This is a genomic window from Streptomyces sp. 3330 (assembly GCF_031456635.1).
GTDB lineage: Bacteria > Actinomycetota > Actinomycetes > Streptomycetales > Streptomycetaceae > Streptomyces.
On the sequence record NZ_JAVDVA010000002.1, the window covers coordinates 195,518 to 219,109 of the forward strand.

The 23,592-nt window shown below is 71.9% G+C and carries 15 protein-coding genes and 1 pseudogene; 8 read left to right on the top strand and 8 right to left on the bottom strand.

Annotated features, from left to right (window positions below; genetic code table 11):
• The first annotated feature begins 7 nt into the window (after positions 1 to 7).
• Entirely contained in the window at positions 8 to 4,402 is a 4,395-nt protein-coding gene (locus tag J2X68_RS04310) for a hypothetical protein (RefSeq protein WP_310431073.1), read from the top strand.
• A 270-nt stretch (positions 4,403 to 4,672) separates the two neighbouring features.
• On the opposite strand, the gene J2X68_RS04315 is transcribed toward J2X68_RS04310, so the two are convergent.
• The 3 genes and pseudogenes from J2X68_RS04315 to J2X68_RS04325 form a co-directional block, all read right to left on the bottom strand.
• On the bottom strand, positions 4,673 to 4,918 hold the full coding sequence (locus J2X68_RS04315) for a hypothetical protein (protein ID WP_310431074.1): 246 nt from the start codon (positions 4,916 to 4,918) through the stop codon (positions 4,673 to 4,675).
• Positions 4,919 to 5,023: 105 nt separating this feature from the next.
• A complete protein-coding gene (locus tag J2X68_RS04320; RefSeq protein ID WP_310431360.1) occupies positions 5,024 to 6,490 on the bottom strand; it encodes an MFS transporter in 1,467 nt (488 codons plus the stop codon).
• 384 nt (positions 6,491 to 6,874) lie between these two features.
• Positions 6,875 to 7,576, bottom strand: a pseudogene (locus J2X68_RS04325) (LmeA family phospholipid-binding protein); the annotation flags it as partial.
• A 105-nt stretch (positions 7,577 to 7,681) separates the two neighbouring features.
• On the opposite strand from J2X68_RS04325, the gene J2X68_RS04330 reads away from it, so the two are divergent.
• Together J2X68_RS04330 and J2X68_RS04335 are read left to right on the top strand one after the other, a co-directional pair.
• Complete coding sequence (locus J2X68_RS04330; RefSeq protein WP_310431075.1) at positions 7,682 to 8,875, top strand: acyl-CoA dehydrogenase family protein; 1,194 nt, start codon at positions 7,682 to 7,684, stop codon at positions 8,873 to 8,875.
• Positions 8,876 to 9,000: 125 nt separating this feature from the next.
• Positions 9,001 to 9,501: a hemerythrin domain-containing protein gene (locus J2X68_RS04335; protein WP_310431076.1), complete on the top strand. Its 501-nt coding sequence runs from the start codon at positions 9,001 to 9,003 to the stop codon at positions 9,499 to 9,501.
• 150 nt (positions 9,502 to 9,651) lie between these two features.
• On the opposite strand, the gene J2X68_RS04340 is transcribed toward J2X68_RS04335, so the two are convergent.
• The 3 genes from J2X68_RS04340 to J2X68_RS04350 all read right to left on the bottom strand — a co-directional run bounded on the left by J2X68_RS04340 (position 9,652) and on the right by J2X68_RS04350 (position 12,884).
• Positions 9,652 to 10,752, bottom strand: coding sequence for an AI-2E family transporter (locus J2X68_RS04340; RefSeq protein WP_310431077.1), 1,101 nt, complete (start codon positions 10,750 to 10,752; stop codon positions 9,652 to 9,654).
• Between the two features lie 216 nt (positions 10,753 to 10,968).
• The gene (locus J2X68_RS04345) at positions 10,969 to 11,247 is read right to left on the bottom strand and encodes a GlsB/YeaQ/YmgE family stress response membrane protein (RefSeq protein ID WP_310431078.1); all 279 of its coding nucleotides are present in this window, start codon (positions 11,245 to 11,247) and stop codon (positions 10,969 to 10,971) included.
• Between the two features lie 278 nt (positions 11,248 to 11,525).
• Positions 11,526 to 12,884, bottom strand: a complete 1,359-nt coding sequence (locus J2X68_RS04350) for an MFS transporter (RefSeq protein WP_310431079.1) — start codon at positions 12,882 to 12,884, stop codon at positions 11,526 to 11,528.
• A 304-nt stretch (positions 12,885 to 13,188) separates the two neighbouring features.
• On the opposite strand from J2X68_RS04350, the gene J2X68_RS04355 reads away from it, so the two are divergent.
• Positions 13,189 to 14,097: an NAD-dependent protein deacetylase gene (locus J2X68_RS04355; protein ID WP_310431080.1), complete on the top strand. Its 909-nt coding sequence runs from the start codon at positions 13,189 to 13,191 to the stop codon at positions 14,095 to 14,097.
• 185 nt (positions 14,098 to 14,282) lie between these two features.
• On the opposite strand, the gene J2X68_RS04360 is transcribed toward J2X68_RS04355, so the two are convergent.
• On the bottom strand, positions 14,283 to 15,539 hold the full coding sequence (locus J2X68_RS04360; RefSeq protein ID WP_310431081.1) for an NAD(P)/FAD-dependent oxidoreductase: 1,257 nt from the start codon (positions 15,537 to 15,539) through the stop codon (positions 14,283 to 14,285).
• Between the two features lie 538 nt (positions 15,540 to 16,077).
• Between J2X68_RS04360 and lanKC the strand changes: the two genes are divergently transcribed.
• From lanKC to J2X68_RS04380, 4 genes are all read left to right on the top strand, one after another.
• A complete protein-coding gene (gene lanKC, locus J2X68_RS04365; protein ID WP_310431082.1) occupies positions 16,078 to 18,810 on the top strand; it encodes a class III lanthionine synthetase LanKC in 2,733 nt (910 codons plus the stop codon).
• A gap of 12 nt (positions 18,811 to 18,822) precedes the next feature.
• A complete protein-coding gene (locus J2X68_RS04370; RefSeq protein ID WP_020127262.1) occupies positions 18,823 to 18,948 on the top strand; it encodes a SapB/AmfS family lanthipeptide in 126 nt (41 codons plus the stop codon).
• 139 nt (positions 18,949 to 19,087) lie between these two features.
• Positions 19,088 to 20,854 carry an ABC transporter ATP-binding protein gene (locus J2X68_RS04375; RefSeq protein WP_310431083.1) on the top strand — a complete coding sequence of 589 codons (1,767 nt, stop codon included), beginning with the start codon at positions 19,088 to 19,090 and terminating at the stop codon, positions 20,852 to 20,854.
• Between the two features lie 19 nt (positions 20,855 to 20,873).
• On the top strand, positions 20,874 to 22,865 hold the full coding sequence (locus J2X68_RS04380; protein ID WP_310431084.1) for an ABC transporter ATP-binding protein: 1,992 nt from the start codon (positions 20,874 to 20,876) through the stop codon (positions 22,863 to 22,865).
• On the opposite strand, the gene J2X68_RS04385 is transcribed toward J2X68_RS04380, so the two are convergent.
• On the bottom strand, positions 22,801 to 23,490 hold the full coding sequence (locus J2X68_RS04385) for an SDR family oxidoreductase (RefSeq protein WP_310431085.1): 690 nt from the start codon (positions 23,488 to 23,490) through the stop codon (positions 22,801 to 22,803). The two genes, J2X68_RS04380 and J2X68_RS04385, sit on opposite strands and share 65 nt — an antisense overlap.
• Positions 23,491 to 23,592: the final 102 nt, after the last annotated feature.

Below are 23,592 nucleotides of genomic sequence, written 5' to 3' on the forward strand. Positions count from 1 at the left end.
ACATCTCATGGACCCACAGGACACACAGGACGACGACTGCCACGCCGGCAGTCCGCTGCAGTTCTTCCCCGTAGACATCGGTTACTACGACAACCACCCTCCGCTGCCCACGGAGCCGGAGGTCGACGCGGTCGCCGCTCTGCTGGCTCCCTTCGGCGCAGAAACCGACGCGTGGCACACTCCGCAGCAAGGCCGTGGTCCCGACGCCGTCCACGACCGCCTGGCCGCATGGTCCGCGAACCGCAGCGGCTGTGACTCCATCCTGTACTGGGTCGGTCACGGCGCCAGCGACGGGGTTTTCCACGCACTGCTCGCCCATGCGAAGAGCCCTCGGCCGCTCGACACGAACGGCATCTCTCATCTGGAGATTCTGCAGCACCTCAAGAAGAGGCAGACGCGACGGGACGCCGGCTGGGCCGCTGTCGTCGTCGACACCTGCAAGTCACGCCGCTTCATCGAGCTCATGAGCAGTCAGGCGACACTCGACCCGGACGTCAGCGACTTCATCCTCGTAGCCAGTTCACACGACGGCAGCGCGACCCTCGGCGCGTTCCGGGAGATCCTTGACCGCCTGCTCACGGTGACGTTCCGAACGCATGACACCATCAGCCTCTATGCCTTGGCCGAGCAGATCAACTGCGCCATGGGTGACACCGTCGCCTACGCCCGGACGCACAACCGGGCAGCCTTGCGGCGAACCCACCCGACCGTGGTGGGCCGGATGCAGGCCCCGCTCGACACCGAGGCCGACATCGAGCAGGCCCTTGCCGCGCTCACGGCCGACGAACGCCGGCACTTCGTCGACAAGGCCGCTGGTGGCGAACTGGGCGAACAGGCCTGGTACTTCGAGGGCCGGGAGACCGAACGCTACGACGTCCTGTCCTGGCTCGACACCACGCGGGAAGGGCTGCTCGTCGTCACCGGGCCGGCGGGCTCGGGCAAGTCGGCGCTGCTCGGGCACATCCTGATCCACACCCGCCCCGACCTGGCCGCTCCCCTCTCCCGCGCCGGGCATCTCTCCGACCTGCCCTCCGGAACACCGCGGCCCACCGACGCGTTCGACCTCGCCGTCCATCTCACCGGCGTGTCAGCCCAGGGGCTCCTCGACAGGATCGTCGAAGCCGTGAGCCGCAAGATCGGAGCCGAAGGTTTCAAGCCACTGTCCCCTGACCAGCCCTTCGACTCCCAGATGGCACGACTCACCGGACGGCTCGCTGACCTGCGGCTCGGAGGATCAGCGGGCGAAGGCGGGAACCTGACGTTCACCCTGCTCGCGGACGCCCTCGACGAGGCCCATCTGCCCTTGGTCATCGCGGAGGAGGTGCTGCGGCCGATGGCCCGCACGCCGGGGGTTCGGGTCGTCGTGGGAACCCGGCGCTCCACCCGGGAGGGCCCGGATCTTCCCGCCCCCGTCGACGAGGATCTCCTCGAAGCACTCGGATCCGCGGAAGGCTACGACCATCCCGGCGGCAAGGTACTCGTGGTGCGGCGTGACCGAGAGGCGACGATCCGCTACATCCGCCGACGCCTGAGAGCCGCACACGAACGCGGCGCGCTCCAGGCCGGTCAGAGAGACATCGAGCGCACGGTTCACGCCCTCGGACGCCTGGACCACGAGTTCCTCTTCGCCCGCTTGGCCGTCCACGAGATCCTCCACGATCCGCGCCTTGCACACGATCCGGCTCCGCTTCTGGAGACCGACCACAGGGGACTCTTCGCCCGCGCCGTGCAGCGCCTCACCGCCGTCAACCCGATACACCGGCTTCTGCTCGAGGCTCTGGCGCTCTCACAGGGGCTCGGACTGCCCGATCGGGACGACATCTGGTCCACCGCGGCCACCGCCCTCATGCCTCCTGACCGCGTGATGCCGATCACGAGCGAGGACATCGTCCGGCTCATCGAGGGCGGAGCTCCCTACCTCATGGCCGCAATCGAGTCCGACCAGACGGTATACCGCCTCGCTCACCGCGCCTTCATCGAACACTTCGAACGATTCGCGGAACCGCCGGACAACGACGACCGCCATCGGCGCATCGCCATCCGGCTCGCCCGCCAAGCCGACGGCCGGGTGCCGGACGAGACGCCCAACCCCTACGTCCGCCACCACCTGACCGATCATGCGGCTCTCGGCGGCCCCACGGCATGGGAGGCCCTCGCCGCCCGCCCCCGCCTGCTGGACCGGCTGGACGCCACAGCCGTGCGTGCCAGCGCCAAACTCACCGGCTTCGGACGCTTCGCCCTGCCGCCGGCCGTAGCGGGCGTGGTCGCGGCGTACGACCGGATCGCCGAAGCACCGGCCGGGGACCGGCGCGGCCTGCGGGAGCTGGCCACGGCGCGCTGTACCGACCAGAGCAGCCCTCCTCGCCAGCTGCCCGACCCGCAGGCGGCGTGGTGCCTGGTCTGGGCCCGGCTGCAGCGGCGCCCCCTCCATCTTCCGCTGCAGGGCCACCGGAGCGAGGTCGTGGCGGTGACGGCCTTCACGTCACCGAGCGGGGACACGCTGCTGGCCTCCGCCAGCGACGACGGGACACTGTGTCTGTGGGACTTGGCCACGGCCGAGCAGACGCATTCCCCGCTCGACGGCGGGACCGGTCCCGTGCGCGTGGTGAAGGCTTTCACCGGTCCGAGCGGACGCCCGTTCCTTGCCACCGGCACGGACGGAGGGAAGGTGCACATCTGGAATCCGGTCACGGCCGACCAGACCGTCGTCTCGCCCCTGGTGGGCCACGAGGGCCCGGTGCAGGCCATCGCCGTTTTCACCGGATCCGACGGCCGCACGCTCCTCGCCACCGGTGGCGACGACCGCACCGTCCGGATCTGGGATCCCGCCACAGGTCAGGAAACCGCACATCCCATGACCGGGCACACCGGCGCCATCCAGGCCATCACGGCCTTCACCACGCCTGACGGGCGCGCGCTTCTCGCCAGCGGCGGTGACGACGACACCCTCCGCGTCTGGGACCCGGCCACCGGGCGCCAGACGATCGCGCCCCTGGCGGGACACACCGGCGCGGTGCAGACGGTGGTGGCGTTCACCACGCGCGACGGACGCAACCTGCTCGCCAGCGGCAGCGACGACTGCACCATTCGCATCTGGGACCCCGGAACCGGCCTCCAGACGCTGCCGCCCCTCGAGGGCCACACCGACTGGATCGGCGAGCTGACCGCGTTCCGCGGGGCCGACGGAGGCCCGCTGTTGGCGAGTTGCAGCGACGACGAGACCATCCGGCTCTGGGACCCGGACACCGGACGGGAGACCTCACCCCCTCTCTACGGCCACGGCCACCGCAAGTTGATCGGTGCCATCACCGCGTTCCGCGGGCCCGACGGACGCACGCTCCTCGCCACCGGCAGCAACGACCGCACCGTCCGCGTCTGGGATCCGACGACGAGTCGGCAGGCCTCGCCGACCCTGCGCAGTCATGCTCAAGAAGTGGGCGCCGTGGTGGCGTTCAGCGGTCTCGGCGGACGCACGCTCCTCGCCACCGGCGGCAGCGACGACACGACCCGGATCTGGGACGCGGCCACGGGCCGGGCGATGGGCGCCCCGCTGCGCGGACAAGGGCACAGAGTCGAGGCGCTCGCGCCTTTCACGGGGTCGGACGGGCAGCGGCTGCTGGCCGTCTGCAGCGCCGACGGGTTCGTCGAGGTCTGGGACCTGGACGCCCCGGACGACGGGGTGCTGTCCCTCATAGGCAACACGGGTGCCGTACGAGCGGTGGCGGCGTTTCCCGTGCCGGGCCGACGAACGCACCTGGCGATCGGCGACGACCGCACGATTCGCGTGTGGGACCCCGAGACGGGACAACAGACCACGGCACCGCTCCTGGGGCACGCCGGCGCCGTGCGCGCCATCAGCACGTTCACCGCGCCGGACGGTCGTACCCTCCTCGCCAGCTGTGGCAATGACGGGACTGTGCGCATCTGGGATCCCGTGACCGGACAGGAGACGCGAGCGCCCCTGCGAGGCCATGCCGGCGCCGTACGCACCATGCTGGTGCTCACATCGCCGGAGGGGTACACATTGCTTGTCACGGGCGGCGAGGACCGTACCGTGCGTGTCTGGGACCCCGCTGCCGGAAAAGAGCTCGCACCGCCTCTGACCGGTCACTTCGCCGCAGTCCAGGCGGTCACGGCGTTCACCGCGTCGGACGGACGCACGCTCCTCGCCACCGGCAGCAACGACCGCACCGTCCGCATCTGGGACCCTGAGGCCTGGACCGAACGTCTCGTCCTCTCCGTGGACCTGGCGGTTCACGGGCTCGCCGCGGTCGGCCCGAACCTGGCCCTGGCCACCGACCAGGGCGTCGCCATGATCCGAACCGACCCTGACGCACCATCGGTCGAGCACCCGTCGGGCGATGCCTGTGGCCGGTCCGAATCGCGAACCCCTGCCGACTGAACCGCTGCCGACCAGCCCCTTCCGGCCGGTCATGTCACTGTCGCTCGGGCGGACGGCTGTCCGCGTACCGGCTCCACCAGGTTCATCCCGCCCGGGGTCCCGCAGGGCGGGCGCCAGGGGATCGAGTCGGTGGAGGAGTGAGGCGAGGGAGTCCTGTGGGGCTTGGCCGGCGGTGTCGACGATGACGTGCTCGCGGTCCCAGCCTTCGTAGGTGCGTTCGGTGCCCTGCTGCCAGTCGGGCAGCGGCAGGTCGGGGATGTCGACGGAGCGTCAGGTGACGCGGTGCCGGTGCTCGGCCGGATCCGAGCAGATCACCTCGACCTCGACGACGCCGACGCCCGCCGTGGCGCCCGCGTCCCGCCAGGAGTCGCGGGTCACGGGCAGGGGGTTCACCGATGCCGCGACGACGGTGAGGCCCTGCCGGAGGTGGTCCTCGGCCAGGGCGTATCCGACGGCGTAGCCCACCGGTCCCAGGGGGTGTCGGGCCAGTCCGCTGCGGACGAGGGCCATGAGCATGGGCTTCATGCTGCCGCACTCGGCGAGTGACCGCGTGGAACACCGCCGTGACGGCAGTGCGCCCGGCCCCCTGTGCGGGAGACCGGGCGCGGTGCCGGTGAGCGGTCAGCGTCGGTCGGACGGCTCGCGGCCGACCCGGTACAGCTCCTGGGAGGTCACGATGAGTTCCCGGCGTTCCTTCTTCGATCCCACCATCGGCTGGGAGCCGTTGAGGGACACCTGGGCGCTCTCGGGCAGGAAGCGGACCGTGAACAGCCCGATGGCGCCGGCGGCCATGAGGTAGAACGCGGGCATCATGTCGTTTCCGGTGATGCTGACCAGCGCCTCCGTGACCAGTGGCGTGGTGCCGCCGAACGCGGCCACCGCGAAGTTGAAGCCGATGCCCATGGCCGCGTAGCGGACGGCCGTCGGGAACAGGGCGGGAAGCGTCGCGGCGCTGGGTGCGGCGAAGCACGCCAGCAGGGTGGACAGGATCAGCACCCCGAGGAGCGGCGGCCACGTGCCGTCCGTCTTGATCAGCAGGAAGGAGGGAATCGCGAGCAGGATCATGCCCGCTGCCGCGTAGCCGTAGAGGGGACGTCGGCCGACGTGGTCGCTGAGTCTGCCGAGGAAGGTGATCAGCAGCACGATCCACACCATGCCCACGAGCACGAGGACGTCCGCCGAACTGCTGGAGCGGCCCAGGGTCTCCGTCTGATAGGTGGGCAGGAATCCCGTGACCATGTAGTTGGTGACGTTGTAGAGCAGCACCAGGCCCATGCAGATGAGCAGGGCACGCCAGTGATCCTTGACGATGGTCCGGAACTCGGTGCCCGCCGATTCCTTGGCGAGGCTCTCCTCGTGCTGGTCGAGCTGCTGCTGGAACGCGGGAGACTCCTCGAGCTTGAGGCGCATGTAGAGGCCGATCGCCCCGAGCGGGCCCGCGATGAGGAACGGGATCCGCCAGCCCCAGGAGAGCATCTGCGCGTCGCTGAGGGCGAGGTTGAGCGTGGTGACCATTGCGGAGCCGAGCGCGTAGCCGACGAAGGTGCCGAAGTCGAGCCAGCTGGAGAGGAAACCGCGACGACGGTCGGGCGAGTACTCGGCGACGAAGGTGGTGGCGCCGCCGTACTCGCCGCCGGTGGAGAAGCCCTGCACCATGCGGGCGAGCAACAGCAGGATCGGGGCGGCGATGCCGATCGTGGCGTAACCGGGGATGATGCCGATGGCGAACGTGCCGACCGCCATCATGATCATGGTGGTGGCGAGCACTTTCTGCCGGCCGAGGCGGTCTCCGAGCGGCCCGAAGACGAGTCCGCCGAGCGGGCGTACGACGAACGCGGCCGCGAAGGTGGCGAAGGACGAGATCACCTGGGCGGCGGGTGACGCTCCGGGGAAGAACACCTTGCCGATGGTGGCGGCGAGATAGCTGTAGACGCCGAAGTCGAACCATTCCATGCAGTTGCCGAGCGCCGAGGCGCTGACCGCACGTCGCAGCAGGGGCCGTTCGACGACCTGGACGTCCTCGTCGCGGAAGGGGCGCTTGTTCCGTCTCAGTCTGCGCGTCAGGTCCTCGCGGACCTGTGCGGGCATTCCGCCGATGCCGGTCGGCCCGGACCGCGCTGGGTCGGGCTGCCCGTCGGTCAGTAGGTCAGCCACTGAAGTTCCTTACTCGTCTTGCGTGAGGTGACCTGGGCGCTTGGTGGGACGCCAGATCTTCGGTGTGCCAATAGTGGCTTCTGCCCTCATTCGCACAGCTCACGCAGGGGTGAAGGACACTCCGATCTCCCACGTTCGGCAGGGGGAGCGGGAGAGGCAAGGGGGAGGGGGCGGCGCAGACCTCCCCAGGCAGAGCCGCCCCCGGCATCACATCTGCCACACCCCGCCTGCCCGCGAAACGTTCCTGCACACCTGTGTCGTGGAAGACGTGGAACGAAGGGTGGGGGAGCCGCGCTCACGGGGCGCATCGGAGCGCGTTCACGGGCGGCCCACGGCCGGCCCCGAGCCGGTGAGCCGCACCCGGATGCCGTCCTTCTCCACGCGGACGTACCGCAGCCGCATGTCCCCCTCCTCCGGTTCCGGCAGTTCGAAGGCCAGCGAGAGGCGGTCGGCGAGGGCCGGACGGGTGAGCCGGGACAGGGAGTCGAGGAGCTCGGGGTCGAGGCCCAGGGCACCGCTCAGGGCCGCGCGTACGGTCCCCTCGGGCACCCCGAGCCGCCGCACGATCGCCGGGACCGACAGCAGTGCCTTCGCCTTGCGGGTCTCCCGGGCGAGGTGGGCGAGGTCGGCGGACGCCTTCGGGGTGAGGTGCAGGCCGTCCGTGGCGCGCGTGCCGAGGTGGTAGGTGGCCAGGTCCCCGATGTCCAGGCGTATGCCGCCGATCTGAGCGCCGATGCCCCGCTCGCCCTGCCGCCGGATCGTGGCCTCGGCGCGCAGCCGCAGGTCGTGCCCGGCGACCGGCAGGACGCCGTGGGCCCGGATCCGGTCGCCGCCCTCACCGGTGAACGTCACCTGGGACGCGCCGAGTTCGCGGTTGAGGTCGTCGAAGGACAGCAGGACGTCGCCGTCGAGCCGGGGGATGCGGGCGCCGCGCAGCGAGGTCAGCCCGTCGGCGTCGAGCCGGATGCCGTGGGCCGTGGCCGACACCTGCGCCAGTGACGCCGGGTCGGCGGAGACGTCGTCGCCCCCCCGTGAGCCCTGGGTCGGGTCGAGCGGATCGAAACACCGAGGCGGGACGAGGTCGGCGGCGCGCATTGCTCGGGACAAGCGTGGAAGAAGGGCCCCATGACTTCACTTACGGAACAGCAGAACGTCGCCGACTTCTACGACTTCGAGGCCGCGCTCACGGAGGAGGAGCGGAAGGTGCTGCTCAGGACGCGGGCGTTCATGCGGGAGGAGGTCCAGCCTCTGGTGGCCGAGCACTGGGCCGACGGCACCTTCCCCCGGGAGCTGATCGGTCGTTTCCGGGAGAGCGGCCTGGTCGGACTGTCGTACGAGGGCTACGGCGACCACGGCCCCGCCGCCGGCCATCTGCTGACCGGGATGATGGCGATGGAGATGAGCCGGGTCGACGCTTCGGTCGCCACCTTCTTCGGGGTCCACAACGGACTCGCCATGTACGCGATCCAGGCCTGTGGCGACCGGGCCCAGCGCGATCGCTGGCTGCCGGGCATGGCGCGGATGGACAACATCGGGGCGTTCGCCCTCACGGAGCCGCTCGACGGCTCCGACATCGCGGCCGGCATGCGGACCACCGCCCGGCGGGACGGCGACACGTGGGTCCTCAACGGCGAGAAGCGCTGGATCGGCAACGCCACCTTCGCCGACCTCATCGTCGTCTGGGCCCGCGATGTCGACGACGACCAGGTCAAGGGATTCGTCGTCGGCAAGGACACGCCCGGATTCAAGGCGGAGAAGATCGCCCACAAGACGTCGCTGCGCATCGTCGAGAACGCGGACGTCACCCTCACCGACGTGCGGGTGCCGGAGAGCGATCGGCTGCAGAACGCGTCCTCGTTCCGTGACGTCGCGGAAGTCCTGCGCGCCACGCGCAGCGGAGTCGCCTGGCAGGCCCTCGGCGTCATGATCGGCGCCTACGAGCTGGCCCTGCGCTACGCCACCGAGCGGCAGCAGTTCGGCCGTCCGCTCGCGGGCTTCCAGCTCGTGCAGGACCTCCTGGTGAAGAGCCTGGGCAACATCACCTCGAGCTGGGGCATGCTGCGTCGGCTCGCCGAGCTGCAGGACGCCGGGGTGTTCCGGGACGAGCACTCCTCGCTGGCCAAGGCCCACGTGACCGCCCGCATGCGCGAGGTCGTGGCCTGGTCCCGGGAGATCTTCGGCGGCAATGGCATCGTCCTGGAGTACGACGTCGCGCGCTTCTTCGCGGACGCGGAGGCCATCTACTCCTTCGAAGGCACCCGGGAGATGAACACGCTGATCGTCGGAAAGGCGATCACCGGACAGAGCGCCTTCGTCTGATCGGCCCCCTCCTCGGTTCCGCAAGAGTGAGCCGCCCCGGCCGGACCGATGAAGACCGCGGACCGGGGTACACGGTTCTGCCCCAGGTTCCCCGTACGAAAGTGAAGCCCGTTCCCATGGCCGACATGCCTGACACGACCGACACGCGAGACGTCGTCGCCCTCATCCTCCAGGACCACCGCAGAATGGAGGACCTCTTCCGTCTGATGCGCAGCGTCGAAGCCGACAGGGCAGCCGCCCTGAAGGAGTTCGCCGACCTGCTGATCGCGCACGCGCTGGCGGAGGAGGCGAAGGTGTACCCCGCCCTCAAGCGCTTCAAGAAGATCGAGGACGAAGAGGTCGAGCACGGCGAGGAGGAGCACGAGGAGGGCAACAAGGCGCTCCTCGAACTCCTGGAGGTCGACGAGGTCGGCTCCGAGGAGTGGGACGAGAAGCTGGAGGAGCTGGTGGAGGCCGTCGCCCACCACACCGACGAGGAGGAGCGGACCATCCTCAACGGCGCCCGCGAGAACGTCGCCATGGAGCGACGGGAGGAGCTGGGCGAGGCGTTCCTGGAGGAGAGGGGACGGCAGCTGAAGTCCGGCAGCGGCTCCGTGGACAACGTACGCCGTATCGTCCACTCCTGACCGCGGCTGGCGGCGCGGCCTCGGACTCCCCGCCGACGAGGCGCACGGGATCCGAGGCGCCGCGGCGCGCCGCCGACGGCCCGGACCCGACAGCACCGCACAACCGCGGTCCGCCCGCTGTTGTGCGGCGCTGTCGGCACGCGCCGCGCCTCACGCCGGATCGTCGGCCAGGCCTCGCAGCGCCTGGTGCACGGACCACACCACGGCCACCAGCGGCACGGCGACGACGGCGCCGATCACCCCTGCCGCGACCGCCCCGCCGACGACCGCCAGGGCGACCACCACCGGGTGCAGTCGGACGGCCCAGCTCATCACGATGGGGTGCAGGAGATGGCCCTCGATCTGTCCGATGACCACGATCAGGGCCACGACCACCAGGGCGATGACCGCTCCTTTCGAAGCGAGCGCCACGACGGCCGCGATCGCCAGGGCGATCGGCGAGCCGATCAGGGGAATGAACGCGGCCACGAACTCCAGCAGCGCCAATGGCACCGCCAGGGGCACCCCCAGAGCGAGCAGGGCGATGCCCACGAGGACGGCGTTGGTCGCGGCCACCAGCAGGATGCCGTGGGTGTAGCCGGTGAACGTCCGCCAGGCGGCCCGGCCCGCGACCGTGACCCGCCTACGTGCCCCGGGCTGGAACTGGTCGCACACCCACTTCCACTGCCGGTCGCCCGAGTACGTGAAGAAGACCGCGCAGAACACGGCCAGCGCGAGCACTGTCAGCACCTCGAGCAGCCGGCTCGCGCCGCTGAGCGCCGTGCTGACGAGGGTGGAACGGTGGCTCGACAGGAGCTTGCCGATCCGGGACTGGAGATCGTCGAACGCGTGCGGGGGAAGGCGGAAGGGGGGCTCCTCCAGCTGACGTTCGATCCGGTCGATCCCCGAGACGAACTCCCTCTCCAGCCCGCTTCGCTGATCCGCCGCGGTCTCACCCACCAGGGCCAGCGCGCCGAGGACGAGGACGATTCCGGCGACGAGCGCGGTGGCGACCGCGAGCGGCCGGGGGAGGAGGCGCGCCAGGAGGTCGGCCACGGGGCGGAGTACGGCGGTGATGACGAGTCCCAGGAAGACGGCGACGGCGATCCGGTGGAACTGCCCGAGCACGGAGAAGGTGACGTGGACGACGAAGCCGACGGCGATGATCCGCCATGCGTACGCGGCCGCGGTCCGCAGCAGACCCGGTACGTGCGGCTCCTCGCGGCTTCGGCGTGCGAGCGGCGAGGCAGGCTGATCGGGCGGAGGGGGCATCTCATGCCCGTACCACTCGCCGACCGCGGGAGAGCGGCGCGGACCCGAAGTTCCCCCGAAGGCCGGTAGCTGGTGTGGCGTCACCCGGCTCGCTCACGATGCCGGACGGAGCCCTGAGCCGGAGCCTGGAGTCCGGAGCCGCGAAAACGCCGACGGCTCCCACCCTGTACAGGGTCGGAGCCGTCCGGATGCCGTGCCGTCTGGGGCGTCGGCGGTTCACGCGTGGCGGTGCGACCGCCGGTTGCCCGTGACGAGGCGGTAGAGAGCGAGCAGGATGAAGGAGCCCACGATCGCGGCGATCCAGGTGGAGAGGTCGAAGAAGCCGTCGATCGAGTCGACGCCGAAGATGACCTTGCCGAGCCAGCCGCCGAGCAGACCGCCGGCGATACCGATGAGCATGGTGATGATGATGCCGCCCGGGTCCTTGCCCGGCATCAAGGCCTTGGCGATGGCGCCGGCGAGCAGGCCGATCAGGATCCACGCGATAATGCCCATGATGTCTCTCCGCTTCGTCGTGTAAAGACAGTGTTAGCTTCTCGTGTGCACCGTTCGCCTTCGAACAAACGTCTCCGGCGAATACTTGATGCAAAGAGGAGAGACGCCCTTGCCCCGATCGGGGGCGGGCGGGCTGGAGGGAGCGGCGCAACCCAGGTGCGCGGGGTGATCCATGGTCCGCGCGGCCGGCTCCCCGCTCGCCGCCGGCGGACTGTCACGGAGCCGTCGGCCGCACGGGAGTGGCGGCCGACGGCTCCGGACGTCCTCGGTCCTGGGTCCTACCGGGAGGGCGCCGAGCCCGGCAGCGGGCGCCCCGCCGACTCGGCCATGAACCACACCGCCACACCGCCGATCACGGCCGCGGCCATCATGTAGTACGCGGGCATCATCATGTTTCCGGTTGCCCCGATCAGAGCCGTCACGACCAGCGGGGTGGTGCCGCCGAACAGCGAGACGGAGACGTTGAAGCCGATCGAGAGCGATCCGTAGCGGACCTTCGTCGGGAACAGCGCCGGCAGGGCGGCGGGCATCGCCGCCGTGAAGCAGACCAGCAGCAGGCCCAGCGCGCCCATGCCGAGCCCGACGGCCAGCAGGCTGCCCTGGCGGATCAGCAGCAGGGCGGGGACGGACAGCAACAGGAAGCCGGCGCAGCCCGCGGCGATCACCGGCCGGCGCCCCACCCGGTCGGTCAGGGCGCCCGCGAAGGGCTGGACGATCATCATCAGGGCCATCACGCCGAGCACGACGAGCAGGCCGTGCGTCTCGTCGTACTTGAGCTCACTGGTCAGATAGCTCGGCATGTACGACAGCAGCATGTAGTCGGTGACGTTGAAGACCAGCACCAGTCCGACGCAGAGCAGCAGCGCCCGCCACTGGCCCACGATCATCCGGCGCAGCGGCACCTTCGGGCGGTTCGACTCGGCCTTCTCGATCTCGGCCGCGAACGCCGGGGTCTCCTCCAGTCGCATCCGCAGATAGAGGCCGATGATGCCCATCGGGCCCGCGATCAGGAACGGGATCCGCCAGCCCCAGCTCAGCAGGTCCTCCGTCGACAGCAGCGCGGTCATCGCCGTGACCAGGCCGGCGCCGCCGATGTACCCGGCGAGCGTGCCGAACTCCAGCCAGCTCCCGAGGAAGCCGCGCCGCTTGTCGGGCGCGTACTCGGCGATGAAGGTGGAGGCGCCCGCGTACTCGCCGCCGGTGGAGAAGCCCTGCACCAGCCGGGCGGCCAGCAGGAGCAGCGGGGCTCCGACGCCGATCGACGCGTACGACGGGATGAGGCCGATGGCGAAGGTGCCCGCGGCCATCATGATCATGGTGACGGCCAGCACCTTCTGGCGGCCGACGCGGTCGCCGAGCGGCCCGAAGACCATGCCGCCGATCGGTCGGACCAGGAAGGCCGCGGCGAAGGCGCCGAAGGTGGAGAGCAGCTGGGTGGTCGGGTTCCCGGACGGGAAGAAGACCTTGCCCAGGGTGACCGCGATGTAGCTGTAGACGCCGAAGTCGAACCATTCCATCGCGTTGCCCAGCGCGGCGGCCCGTACGGCGCGTTTGACGAGTGCGGGGTCCGTGGCGGTGGTGTTCTTCGGGGCGGTCGGGAGGGATGTCGGGGGAGAGGCGACTGTGGCAGTCGACAAAGCTTCGCTCGCCTACTTTCGTCGGGGGCAGGGACGGGTCTGCTCGACGGCGCCGGCGGCAGGCCAGAGGGCGACGATAGGCGGACATGTCCCGTTCACGGGCTGTACGCACTTCGCTGCATACTGCATCTAAATGCGGCGTGGGCAGGCCCGCAGCCCCGCCTCGGAGGGCCCTTCGCGGGATCATGGTGTGACCCATCTCGCGTCCCGCCCGCGGAACCGGAACGCGAGTCCGACCTGCGGGAGTCCGGGGCCGGCGCCTGTTCCGGGACGCCGTGGGCGGCCCGTTCCGTACCCTGGCGGCATGCGCATGCGCCCCACTCTGAGCTGGACCCCCGCCGAGGACCTGCCGCCGGGCACGACCGATGTCGCACAGGTCGTCGAGGCACTGAGCGCCGGCCGGGTGCTGGTCCTCAGCGGGGCCGGGATCTCCACGGAATCGGGCATCCCCGACTACCGCGGCGAGGGCGGGAGCCTGAGCAGGCACACCCCGATGACCTATCAGGACTTCACCGCCGACGCCCGGGCGCGCCGCCGGTACTGGGCGCGCAGCCACCTCGGCTGGCGCACCTTCGGGCGCGCCCGTCCCAACGCCGGGCACCGGGCCGTGGCGGCGTTCGCGCGGCACGGCCTGCTCTCGGGCATGATCACCCAGAACGTCGACGGCCTGCACCAGGCCGCCGGCAGCGAGGACGTCGTGGAACTCCACGGAAGCCTGGCCCGGGTGGTCTGCCTGTCCTGCGGCGACTTCAGCCCGCGCCGCGAGCTCGCCCGACGGCTGGAGGAGGCCAACGCGGGCTTCGCGCCCACGGCGGCAGCGATCAACCCGGACGGTGACGCCGACCTCACCGACGAACAGGTCGGGGACTTCCGCGTGGTGCCGTGCGTGGTCTGCGGCGGCATCCTCAAGCCGGACGTGGTGTTCTTCGGCGAGACCGTCCCGCCGTCGCGTGTCGAGCACTGCCGCACGCTGGTCCGCGAGGCGGCTTCGCTCCTGGTCCTGGGCTCCTCCCTGACGGTGATGTCCGGGCTCCGGTTCGTCCGCCAGGCGGGTCAGGCCGGGAAGCCCGTGCTGATCGTCAACCGGGACCCCACCCGCGGCGACCAGCACGCCCTCACCCGGGTAGCGCTTCCCTTGGGGGCTGCCCTCAGCACGGTGGCCGGCCGGCTGGGCATCCTGCCCGAGGACGAGTCGACGTCGACGCCCGTGTGACACTCGTCGGCGTGACGGGCGTGACGGGCGTGACGGGCGTGACGGGAGTGACCGGTGTTACGGACCTGACGGCGGGCCCGGCCTGACCGCCGAGCCTCCGAGCTGCTCGGCCCGCTCCCCGTCGCACCCGTCTCCGCGCCCTCGCCCTTCGCTCCTCACCCCTCGCCCCCGGTCCTCGGCGGGTGCTACCTGCCGAGGTCGCGCAGCACCTCGCGGGCGGCGCGCGCGCCCGAGGCCATCGCCCCCTGGACCGAGCCCGTGGCCCGGTGGTCGCCGCACACATATCGGCCCGGGGCCACCCGCGTCGTGCGGCTGAGGTGCTGAGGGGGCGCCATCGCGGGCAGGGCGTCCGGCACGGTGCGGACGGTCAGCAGGTCCCAGCGGTCGGCGTCGGTGCCGTAGACCTCGCTCAGCGCCGGGCGCAGCGCGCGTTCCCGGCCTTCGGTGTCCGTGCCGAGCACCGAGGTGGCCACGAGTGCCCTGCCGCTGGGCGCGTAGGAGGCGGCCACCTCGCTCAGCACGCACGTGTTGAGGAAGCGGCGCCGGGTGTCCACCACAAGCGTGGGCTCGTTCAGCGGCGGGGCCGACATGGTGTGGTAGTACGTCGTCACCACGCGGTACGCGGGCACGGTGACCTCGGGCAGCAGGGTTCCGGCCGGTCCGGGGCCCGTGGCCACCACCACGGCACGCGCCGGGAGGAGTTCGCGGGCGGCGGTCTCCACGCCGTCGTCCGTCAGGCGTGCGACCGGGGTCTCCAGCCGCACGGTGCCCGTCGGGAGGGACGCCGCCAACGCGCGCGGTACGGCGCCGATGCCCGCGGCGGGCAGGCTCAGGGTGCCGCGCAGCATGCTGCGCCACACGAGATGGAAGACCCGGGCGGAGGTCTCCAGCCGGTCTTCCAGGAACACCCCGGACAGGAAGGGCAGGAAGAAGCGCTCGACGAACGCGTCGGTGAAGCCCGCGCCTGCGAGCGCCTCGCGTGTGCTGCGGTCCGGCCGTCGCTTCAGCCGGCGCGGCGGCATCACCGCGTCCGAGGCCGACAGGGCGCCCAGCGCCGCGAGGTCGCGCGGCCCCGCCAGGCGCCCCGACAGACGCTCGACGAGCGTGGACGGGTGGGTGCGGGGGTCGGTCAGGCGGCGCCTGCCCGTGTCGGTGTGGACGATGACGCCCTGGTCGAAGGGACGGAGGTCCAGCTCGTCCCTTGTCAGGCGGCGCCGCAGCTGGGGGTAGGACGGGTTGAATACCTGGAAGCCGCGGTCGATCACGAACCCGTGCACGCGGTCGGAGCGCATCCGGCCACCGACCCCGTCGGAGGCTTCCAGGATCCGCACGCCGACGCCGGCGGCCAGCAGGTCCTGGGCGCAGGCGAGACCGGCGACGCCTGCTCCGATCACCACGACGTCCGATGATCGTTCGGTTGCGGTCACGTTGGTTCCCTCCATCACCGGGTGCCCACCCGCACGGAGCGCCCGTGCCGGCATGCGGCTGCCCACCGCTCTCTCCACTTCGCTCGCGACCGGGGGAGCGGATGCGATTCCTCCGGGATCGCCTCCGTTTCCGGGCGGTACGCCCGTTCGGTACGCCCGGACACCACCCGGGGAGCCCGGCCTTCCCCTTCGTCGCGTTCCCCCGGCGAAGGGCGCGGTTCTCTTTCGAACGCGACGGACGAGTCGGCGTACGGGGCTCGGTGTATCGGCCAATGGTGATGGCATGCGTGTTCGGTTCGGTCGGGATCCGACCAGGTCGCAGGCCGAACGCATATGCGCGGTGCAATGAAATGCAGAACGCCGGGATGCCCGGGCTTCGCGCGCCCCGATGTGCGCGTTGAATGCGCTCTGTCAACCGAAGACCGGCGTGCCCTACCTTCACATCGCAGGACGAAAAACGTTCAACCTATCACTCCGCAAGGGAGTTGACGGGGAGCACCGTGCGTACTGCATCCGTCCGGGAATGGCTTGTCACTGTGATGGGGGGAGCGTTATGGATATGCGCTACGAGGCGTTTTCGTACGCCGACAAAGTGTTCTACGACTCGCCGGTCCGCTGGGCATCCATGGAGGAGTTCGCGGCGGTCGGCGAACCCTTACCCGCCGGCTGGCTGGCCTCCGCGAGAGAGGTGTGGGTGGGCCGTCGGCCCGCCGACGTCGAACTGCCCGACCAGGGCTGGAAGATCCATGTGTCCGCGTGCCTGGACAACGCGGAGCGCATTCTCTCCATCGTCGGCTCGTACTGCGTCGAACAGCGCGTGGCCTACAAGTTCCTGCGCAGCCCGGCCCTCGTGCAGACCCAGAACGCGAAGTACGCCTCGCGCGGATCCAGCGGCAAGTTCATGACGCTGTACCCGGTCGACGAACCCGAGCTGGAGCGGTGTCTCACCGACCTCGACGCCGCCCTCGCCGGCTTGCGCGGACCGTACATCCTCAGCGACCTGCGCTGGCGCAACGGCCCGCTGTACCTGCGCTACGGCGGCTTCACCGAGCAGTTCTGCAGATCCGAGACCGGTGAGCTCGTCCTGGCCCTGCGCGAACCCTCGGGCAGACTCCGCCCGGACGTGCGACGCGCCGTGTTCGAGGTGCCCGACTGGGCTCCCGTGCCGGCCGTCCTGGCCCAGGCGCTGACCGACCGGGCCGCGACGAGCACGGCCGACTTCCCGTACACGGTGGAACGGGCCCTGCACTTCTCCAACGGCGGTGGCATCTACCTCGCGCGCCCCGCCGCCGGCGGCGACCAGGTGGTCCTCAAGGAGGCCCGGCCGGACGCCGGACTCGACCAGCGCGGCGACGACGCCGTACTGCGGCTCGGCAGAGAGCACGACATCCTGCGGCGCCTCGCAGGCGTACCCGTCGTGCCGGCCGCGCTGGACTACCTGACGGCCTGGGAACACCATTTCCTGGTGCAGGAGTACGTGCCCGGCGAACCCCTCAACAGATGGTTCGGACGGCGCTACCCCCTGGTGCATCCCGATCCCGACCGGGAGACGATCGACCGCTACCGGGAGGAGGCGCTGACCGTCCTCACCGGCATCGAGGAGGGGCTGCGCGCCATCCACGCCCGCGGTGTCGTCTTCGGAGACCTCCATCCGCGCAACCTGATCGTCCGCCCGGACGGACGGGTGTGCTTCGTGGACTTCGAACTCGCCTCGCCCGCCGACGAGTTCGTCAGACCCGCGCTGGGCGCCGCCGGCTTCGCCGCCCCTGCCGACCTCGAGGGCTACGCGATCGACAGGTACGCGCTCGACGCCCTCCGGTTGTGGATCTTCATGCCGCTCCTCCAGCTGACCTCGCTGGACCCGCGGAAACGGGACGAACTGACGGACGCCGCCGCGAGACGGTTCGGACTGCCCACCCGGGCGGCGGGCGACCCGCCCTCGGCACCACCGTCCGCCCCGCCCCCCACCTCACCCCTGGCGCCACCCCCCGCACCACCGTCCGCCGCCTCCCTCGTCCCACCGTCCGGCGCATCCGAACGCGCCGCACCGGCCGCCCTGTTCAGCGGTGAGCGTGCGGACTGGCCCGCGCTGCGGGACTCGCTGGTCGCGGCGATCAACGCCAGCGCCACTCCCGAGCGCGCCGACCGCCTCTTCCCGGGTGACCCCAGCCAGTTCACCCACGACGGACTCGGCCTCGCCTACGGCGCGGCGGGCGTGCTCTGGGCCCTGCACACCGTGGGCGCGCCCGTCGACCCCGGCCACGTCGAATGGCTCGTGGAGGCCGTCGCACGCGAACCCTGCCGTCCCGGCCTCTACACCGGCGCGCACGGAGTGGCCTTCGCCCTGGACCGTCTCGGTCACAGCCGGCAGGCCCACAACCTCCTCGACCGGCTCCTCAAGGACCCGCTCGACGCCCAGGGGAGCGATCTCGCCGGTGGTCTGCCCGGCATCGGTCTGACGCTGCTGCACTTCGCCGGCACCACCGCCGACGCCTCCCTGCACGCCGTCGCCCTCGATGTCGCCGAACGGCTCGCCGCTCGCCTGACACCGGACTCCGGCACCGCCGGCGCCGCATCCGCACGGCGCCCGGGGCTGCTGCACGGCGCCTCAGGAGCGGCACTGTTCTTCCTGAGCCTCCACGACAGGACCGGTGACGCCGGGCTTCTGGACCTCGCGGAACACGCCCTCGACCTCGACCTGGCCCGATGCGTCCTGGGCGACGACGGCACCCTCCAGGTCGACGACGGCAGCCGGGTCCTGCCGTACCTCGAATCGGGCAGCGCCGGCATCGCGGCGCCCCTCCACGCCCTGCTACGGCATCGCCCCGACCCCCAGCGCCGACGCAGCCTCGAGCAGATGCGCGGCGCCGCCGAGCCCGAGTTCATCGTCCAGTCCGGCCTGTTCAACGGGCGGGCGGGCTTGATCCTGCTGCTGCACCTGCTCCAGGACGGCACCACGCTCCACGATCAGGTCATCCGACGCCACATCCGGCGCCTGGTCTGGCATCTCGTCCCCTACCAGGGGCACGCGGCCTTCCCCGGCGAGCAGTTGCTGCGCCTGTCGATGGACCTCGCCACCGGTTCGGCAGGCGTCCTCCTCGCGCTCGGCGCGGCCCTCGCCGACACCCCGGCGCTGCCCTTCTGGAACGGCCGAGGGACCGCGGATCCCGCGTCCCTGCCCCTCCCCAAGGCGTCCCGACCGCCCTCCGGCGGAAGCAGCGCCCCTGCGACCCGCGGTCGCAGCCCAGAGTTTCCGGCGATCGCCGGAAAGCCCCAACCGAAGTGACAGGAGAACACCATGTCCATCCTCAGCCTGCAGGCCCTGGAGACCCCCGAGGAGACCACCGAGTACCTGTCGGTGCTCAGCTCCCTCAGCGCCGTCAACTGCACCAACAGCACCGTCAGCACGCTGCTGTGCCTGTAGTCGCACCGCCCGGGCCGTCCGACCGCCCCACCCTCGGATGACCTGGTGAACAGAGCCGGCCCGGGCTGAGGGACAGCCCGGGCCGGCGTTCTCGTGCCGCCCCGCAGACCGCCCGTCCATCTCCCGCAGGAGCCCCCGTATGGGACAGGACCACCGACAGCAGCCACAGCGGAGCGGGGCTCCCGATCGTACGGCCGCACCCACCCTCGCACACGAGGCCCGATCGCCGCGCAACGGCCTGCCGAGGGCCTCGGCCCGGTGGTGGTGGCCCACCGTCCTCGCCCTGTCGGTGGCGGCGAGTTCGGTCGCCGCGCTGATGCTGCCCGCCGTCCTCGCCACGGGCGTCGACCGTGCGCTGACCGGCGACGCGGCCGCGGGCGTCACGCCGCTCGCCGCGGTCCTCGGCCTGCTCACGGCGGCCGAGACCCTCGCGCAGTACGCGGGCCCGCGCGCCACCGCCGAGGCGACGGCACGGCTGCGCGCCGCCCTGATACGGCACATCATGGCGGTCGGCCCGTATCCCGCCCGGCGGACGGCCACCGGAGACCTGGTCGCCAGGCTCACCGCGAGCGCCGCCGAGGCCGGACTGAGCGTCCAGGCGGCCGTGTACGCCGTCGCCCAACTCGCCATGGCGGCCGGCTCCGTGCTCGCCCTCGGGCTGCTCGCCCCGGAACTGGCCGCCGCCTTCGGGATCACGGCCCCCCTGGGCTGGCTGCTGCTGCGCCGCCATCTGCGGCGGACGGTGCAGCGGGGCGCGGGCTACCAGGGCGCACAGGCCGCCGTGGCCGCCCGGCTGCTGGACGCCCTGGCCGGGCACCGCACCATCGCGGCCGCCGGAACGGTCGAGCGCGAGATCGAGCGCGTCCTGGCACCGGTACCCGAACTCTCCCGGCACGGCCGCGCCCTGTGGGACAGCCAGCGCCGAGTCGCCTGGTCCACCGGACTGCTCGCGCCCGCGACGCAGATCACCGTGATCGCCGTCGCCGGGTACGAACTGTCCACCGGGGCACTGGGCGCCGGCGGCCTGGTCGCCGCGCTCGGCTACGCCACGCTGGGACTCGGCGGGTTCGGCACCGCGCAGAGCCTGCTGGACCACGCGCGGGCCCGAGCCGGACGCCTGCGGGTCCTCGAGGTCCTCGCCGTGCCCCGGCAACCGCCGGGCCTGCGCGGCCTGCCACCGGGCCCCGGCCACGTCGAACTGCACGCGGTCACCGTACGCAGGCCGGGCGGCACCGTACTCGACGGGCTGGACCTCACCCTCCCCGCCGGGCGCTGCGTCGCCCTCGTGGGCCGCTCCGGCGCGGGCACCTCCCTGCTGGCCGCGGTGGCCGGCGGGCTCCTGTCCCCGGAACGCGGCACCGTGCTGCTCGACGGCGTGCCCATGGACGAGATCCGCCCCGCCGACCTGCGCGCCGCCGTCGCCTACGCCTTCAGCGACCCGCAGTTGACCGGCGCCACGGTCCTCGACGCGCTGCGCGTCGCGGCGGATCCCGTTCCGGAGGCCAGGGTCCGCGCGGCCGCGCGAGCCGCACAGGCCGACGTCTTCGTCCGCCGACTGCCCGCCGGCTATCTCACCCCCGTCGGTGACGCGCCCCTCTCCGGAGGACAGCGCCAGCGCCTGGGACTCGCACGCGCCCTGGCCCGCGACGCCCGGCTCCTCGTCCTCGACGACGCGACGTCCAGCCTGGACTCCGCCACCGAGGCCGCGGTCCTGCGCGCCATGGACGAGACCCACGCCGACCGCACCCGGCTGGTCGTGACGCGCCGGACGGCCACGGCCGCCCGAGCCGACCTCGTGGCCTGGCTGCACGAGGGGCGGGTCAGGGCCCTCGCCCCGCACCACGAACTGTGGCGCGTACCCGCCTACCGCAGCATGTTCCGCGGCGCCGAGGACGCGGAGGGCTGAAGACGAAAGGACGACACCCATGGGACACCCCGCGGCGGAGCACACCGCCCGTGCGCCCCGCCCCACCCCGCACCCGGCCGCCCGCTCCCTCGGCGCGGCCAACGGCACCGCCCTGCGCCTGATCCGCCGCGGCCTCGCGGACCACCGCGCCGCCGCCCTCCGGCTGACCTGGTGGACGCTGCTCTCCGCCGCGCCCGCCTTAATCTCCGGCAAGGCCCTCGCCCTCGCCGTCGACCAGGGCTTCCTGCTGGACCGGCCCCGCACGGCGGCGCTCGGACTGGGCCTGTTCGCCCTCTGCACCCTCGGCGGCGCCTGGGCGAGCCGGCAGGCCTACCCCTGGCTCGCCGAGATCGTCGAGCCGCTGCGTGACCGGCTGCTCCGCGACGTCGTCACGGGCACCCTGCACCGCGCGGTCACACCGGGCGCCGGCCGCGACGACTGCGCCGCGGTCGCCGTGGCCCGGCTCACCCGGCAGGTCGAGGCCGTCCGGGACGCGCTCGCCGGCCAGCTCATGCTGCTGTGGCAGTTCGTCCTGACGGTCGCCGCCGTCGTCATCGGCACCGCCGTCCTCGCCCCGGCCGCCGTCCCCCTGGTCGCCGGCCCGCTCCTGGTGGCCCTCGCACTCTTCGCCGTCCTGGCGCCCGCGACCGTCCGCAGACAACGTGCGGCGTTCGAGGCCGAGGAGACGCTGGCCGGCGTCGCGGTCGGGACCGTCGAGGCACTGCGGGACATCGTCGCCTGCGGGGCCCATGAGCACGCGCGGGGTGAGGCCCTCGACGCGGTGCACCGGCACTTGCGCGCGTCGAGGGCGCTCGCCTCCGTGTCCGCGCTGCGCCGCCTGATCGTGGCCCTGGGCGCGCACAGCCCCCTCCTGCTCGTCGTCCTCGCCGCGCCGCGCCTGCTCTCCCACGGCATGACCGCCGGCGAGATCGTGGGCGTGCTCGCCTACGTCCTGGCCACCCTCGAACCGGCGATCCGGCTGCTGGTCCAGGGGCTCGGCGCCTCCTGGCTGCGCCTGGCCGTGGCGGCCGAGCGTCTCGCCGACGCGGCGCGCCGTCCGGAGCCCCGCCCGGACCCCCGGCCCGCCCTGCGGCCCGCGGACGGCTCGGCTGCCCTGTCCGGGATCGTCTTCGCCTACGGCCCGGAGGCCGAACCCGTGCTGGACGGACTCGACCTGACCCTTTCCGACGGCGACCACCTCGTCGTCGTCGGCCCCTCCGGCATCGGCAAGTCCACACTGGCGGACCTGCTGACCGGCATGCTGGTGCCGCGCCGCGGGCAGATCCTCCTCGGCGGCGTCCCCCTCGACCGGATCGCCCGGCACGACCTGGCACACGCCCGGGTCCTGCTGCCGCAGACCCCCTACGTCTTCGCGGGCACCCTGCGCGAGAACCTCTGCTACCTCGCTCCCGGCACCCCCGACGGCGTCCTCGCCGAGGCGGTGGCGGAACTGGGGATGAGCGCCCTGGTGGAGCGGCTGGGCGGACCCGACGGCCGCGTCGATCCGGCGGGACTCTCCTCCGGTGAACGTGAACTCGTGGCGCTGGCCAGGGCCTACCTCTCCACCGCCCGGCTGGTCGTCCTCGACGAGGCCACCGGGCACCTCGACGCGGCCGCCGAACGGCAGGTGGACGAGGCGTTCCGCCATCGCCCCGGCACCGTGGTCACCATCGCCCACCGCATGACCTCGGCCCGCCGCGCGGACCAGGTGCTGCTCCTGGACGGAGTCCGGCCGCGCCTCGGCACGCACCGGTCCCTGCTGGCCCAAGTCCCGCTCTACGCCGACCTGATGGGCCACTGGCGCACCGGCGCGCCCGAAGACGACGGACCGGGGGAGGCCCAAGCCCGGAACCACCACCCCGGCATCCCTCACTCCACGGACAACTGCTCCGGGGAGAGCCGCCCCGCAGACAGCCACGCCCCGGCCGGCCGCGCGCAGGCCGGAGTCAACGACCCGGGCGCAGCGTCAGATCGCTCATCGTCGCGTCCCGTGGCAGATCCAGCGCCGTGACGACGGCGGCCGCCACGGACGCCGGGCTCATGTGGGCCTCCGGCGCGTAAGGGAGACCGAACTGCTCGTGCAACCGGACCTGCATCGGCGTGTCCGTCTCGCCGGGATACACGGTGGTGACCCGTACGCCGTGCGCGTACTCCTCCGCCCGCAAGGACTCGGCGAGCGCCTTCAGCCCGAACTTGGACGCCGCGTAGGCGCTCAGCCGGGGTGGCGCGTGCATCCCCGCGCCCGAGTTGACGAAGACCACGTGGCCACGGCCCTCACGCAGCGCGGGCAGCAGCAACCCCGTCAGCTCAGCCGGGGCGACCAGATTCACGGCGAGCGTCTCCTGCCAGATCTCCGCGCTCAACTCGCCCACCCGGCCCGACTCCGCCACCCCGGCCACGTGCAGCAGCGAGTCCAGCCGACCGGGCAGCGCCTGCCCTTCCAACCGGGCCCGTAATGCTCCGGGTTCGGCCAGGTCGGCCACCAGGGTCCGGCTGCGGGGGAACCGGGCGCGCAGCTCTCTCGCCCGCGCCTCGTCCCGTGCCAGCAGCCACAACTCCTGTCCTCGCGCCGTGAACAGCGCCGCCACCGCCGCGCCGATACCCGAACCCGCACCAGTGATGAGGTGAGCTCCCATAACCTGATACATACCCAATATCAGGACCTCACTCTTACCGGCGGCGGGAGTGAGGAACATCCGGTGGCGGGACGGTGGAAGCCGGCCGGGCTGCGACGCCCG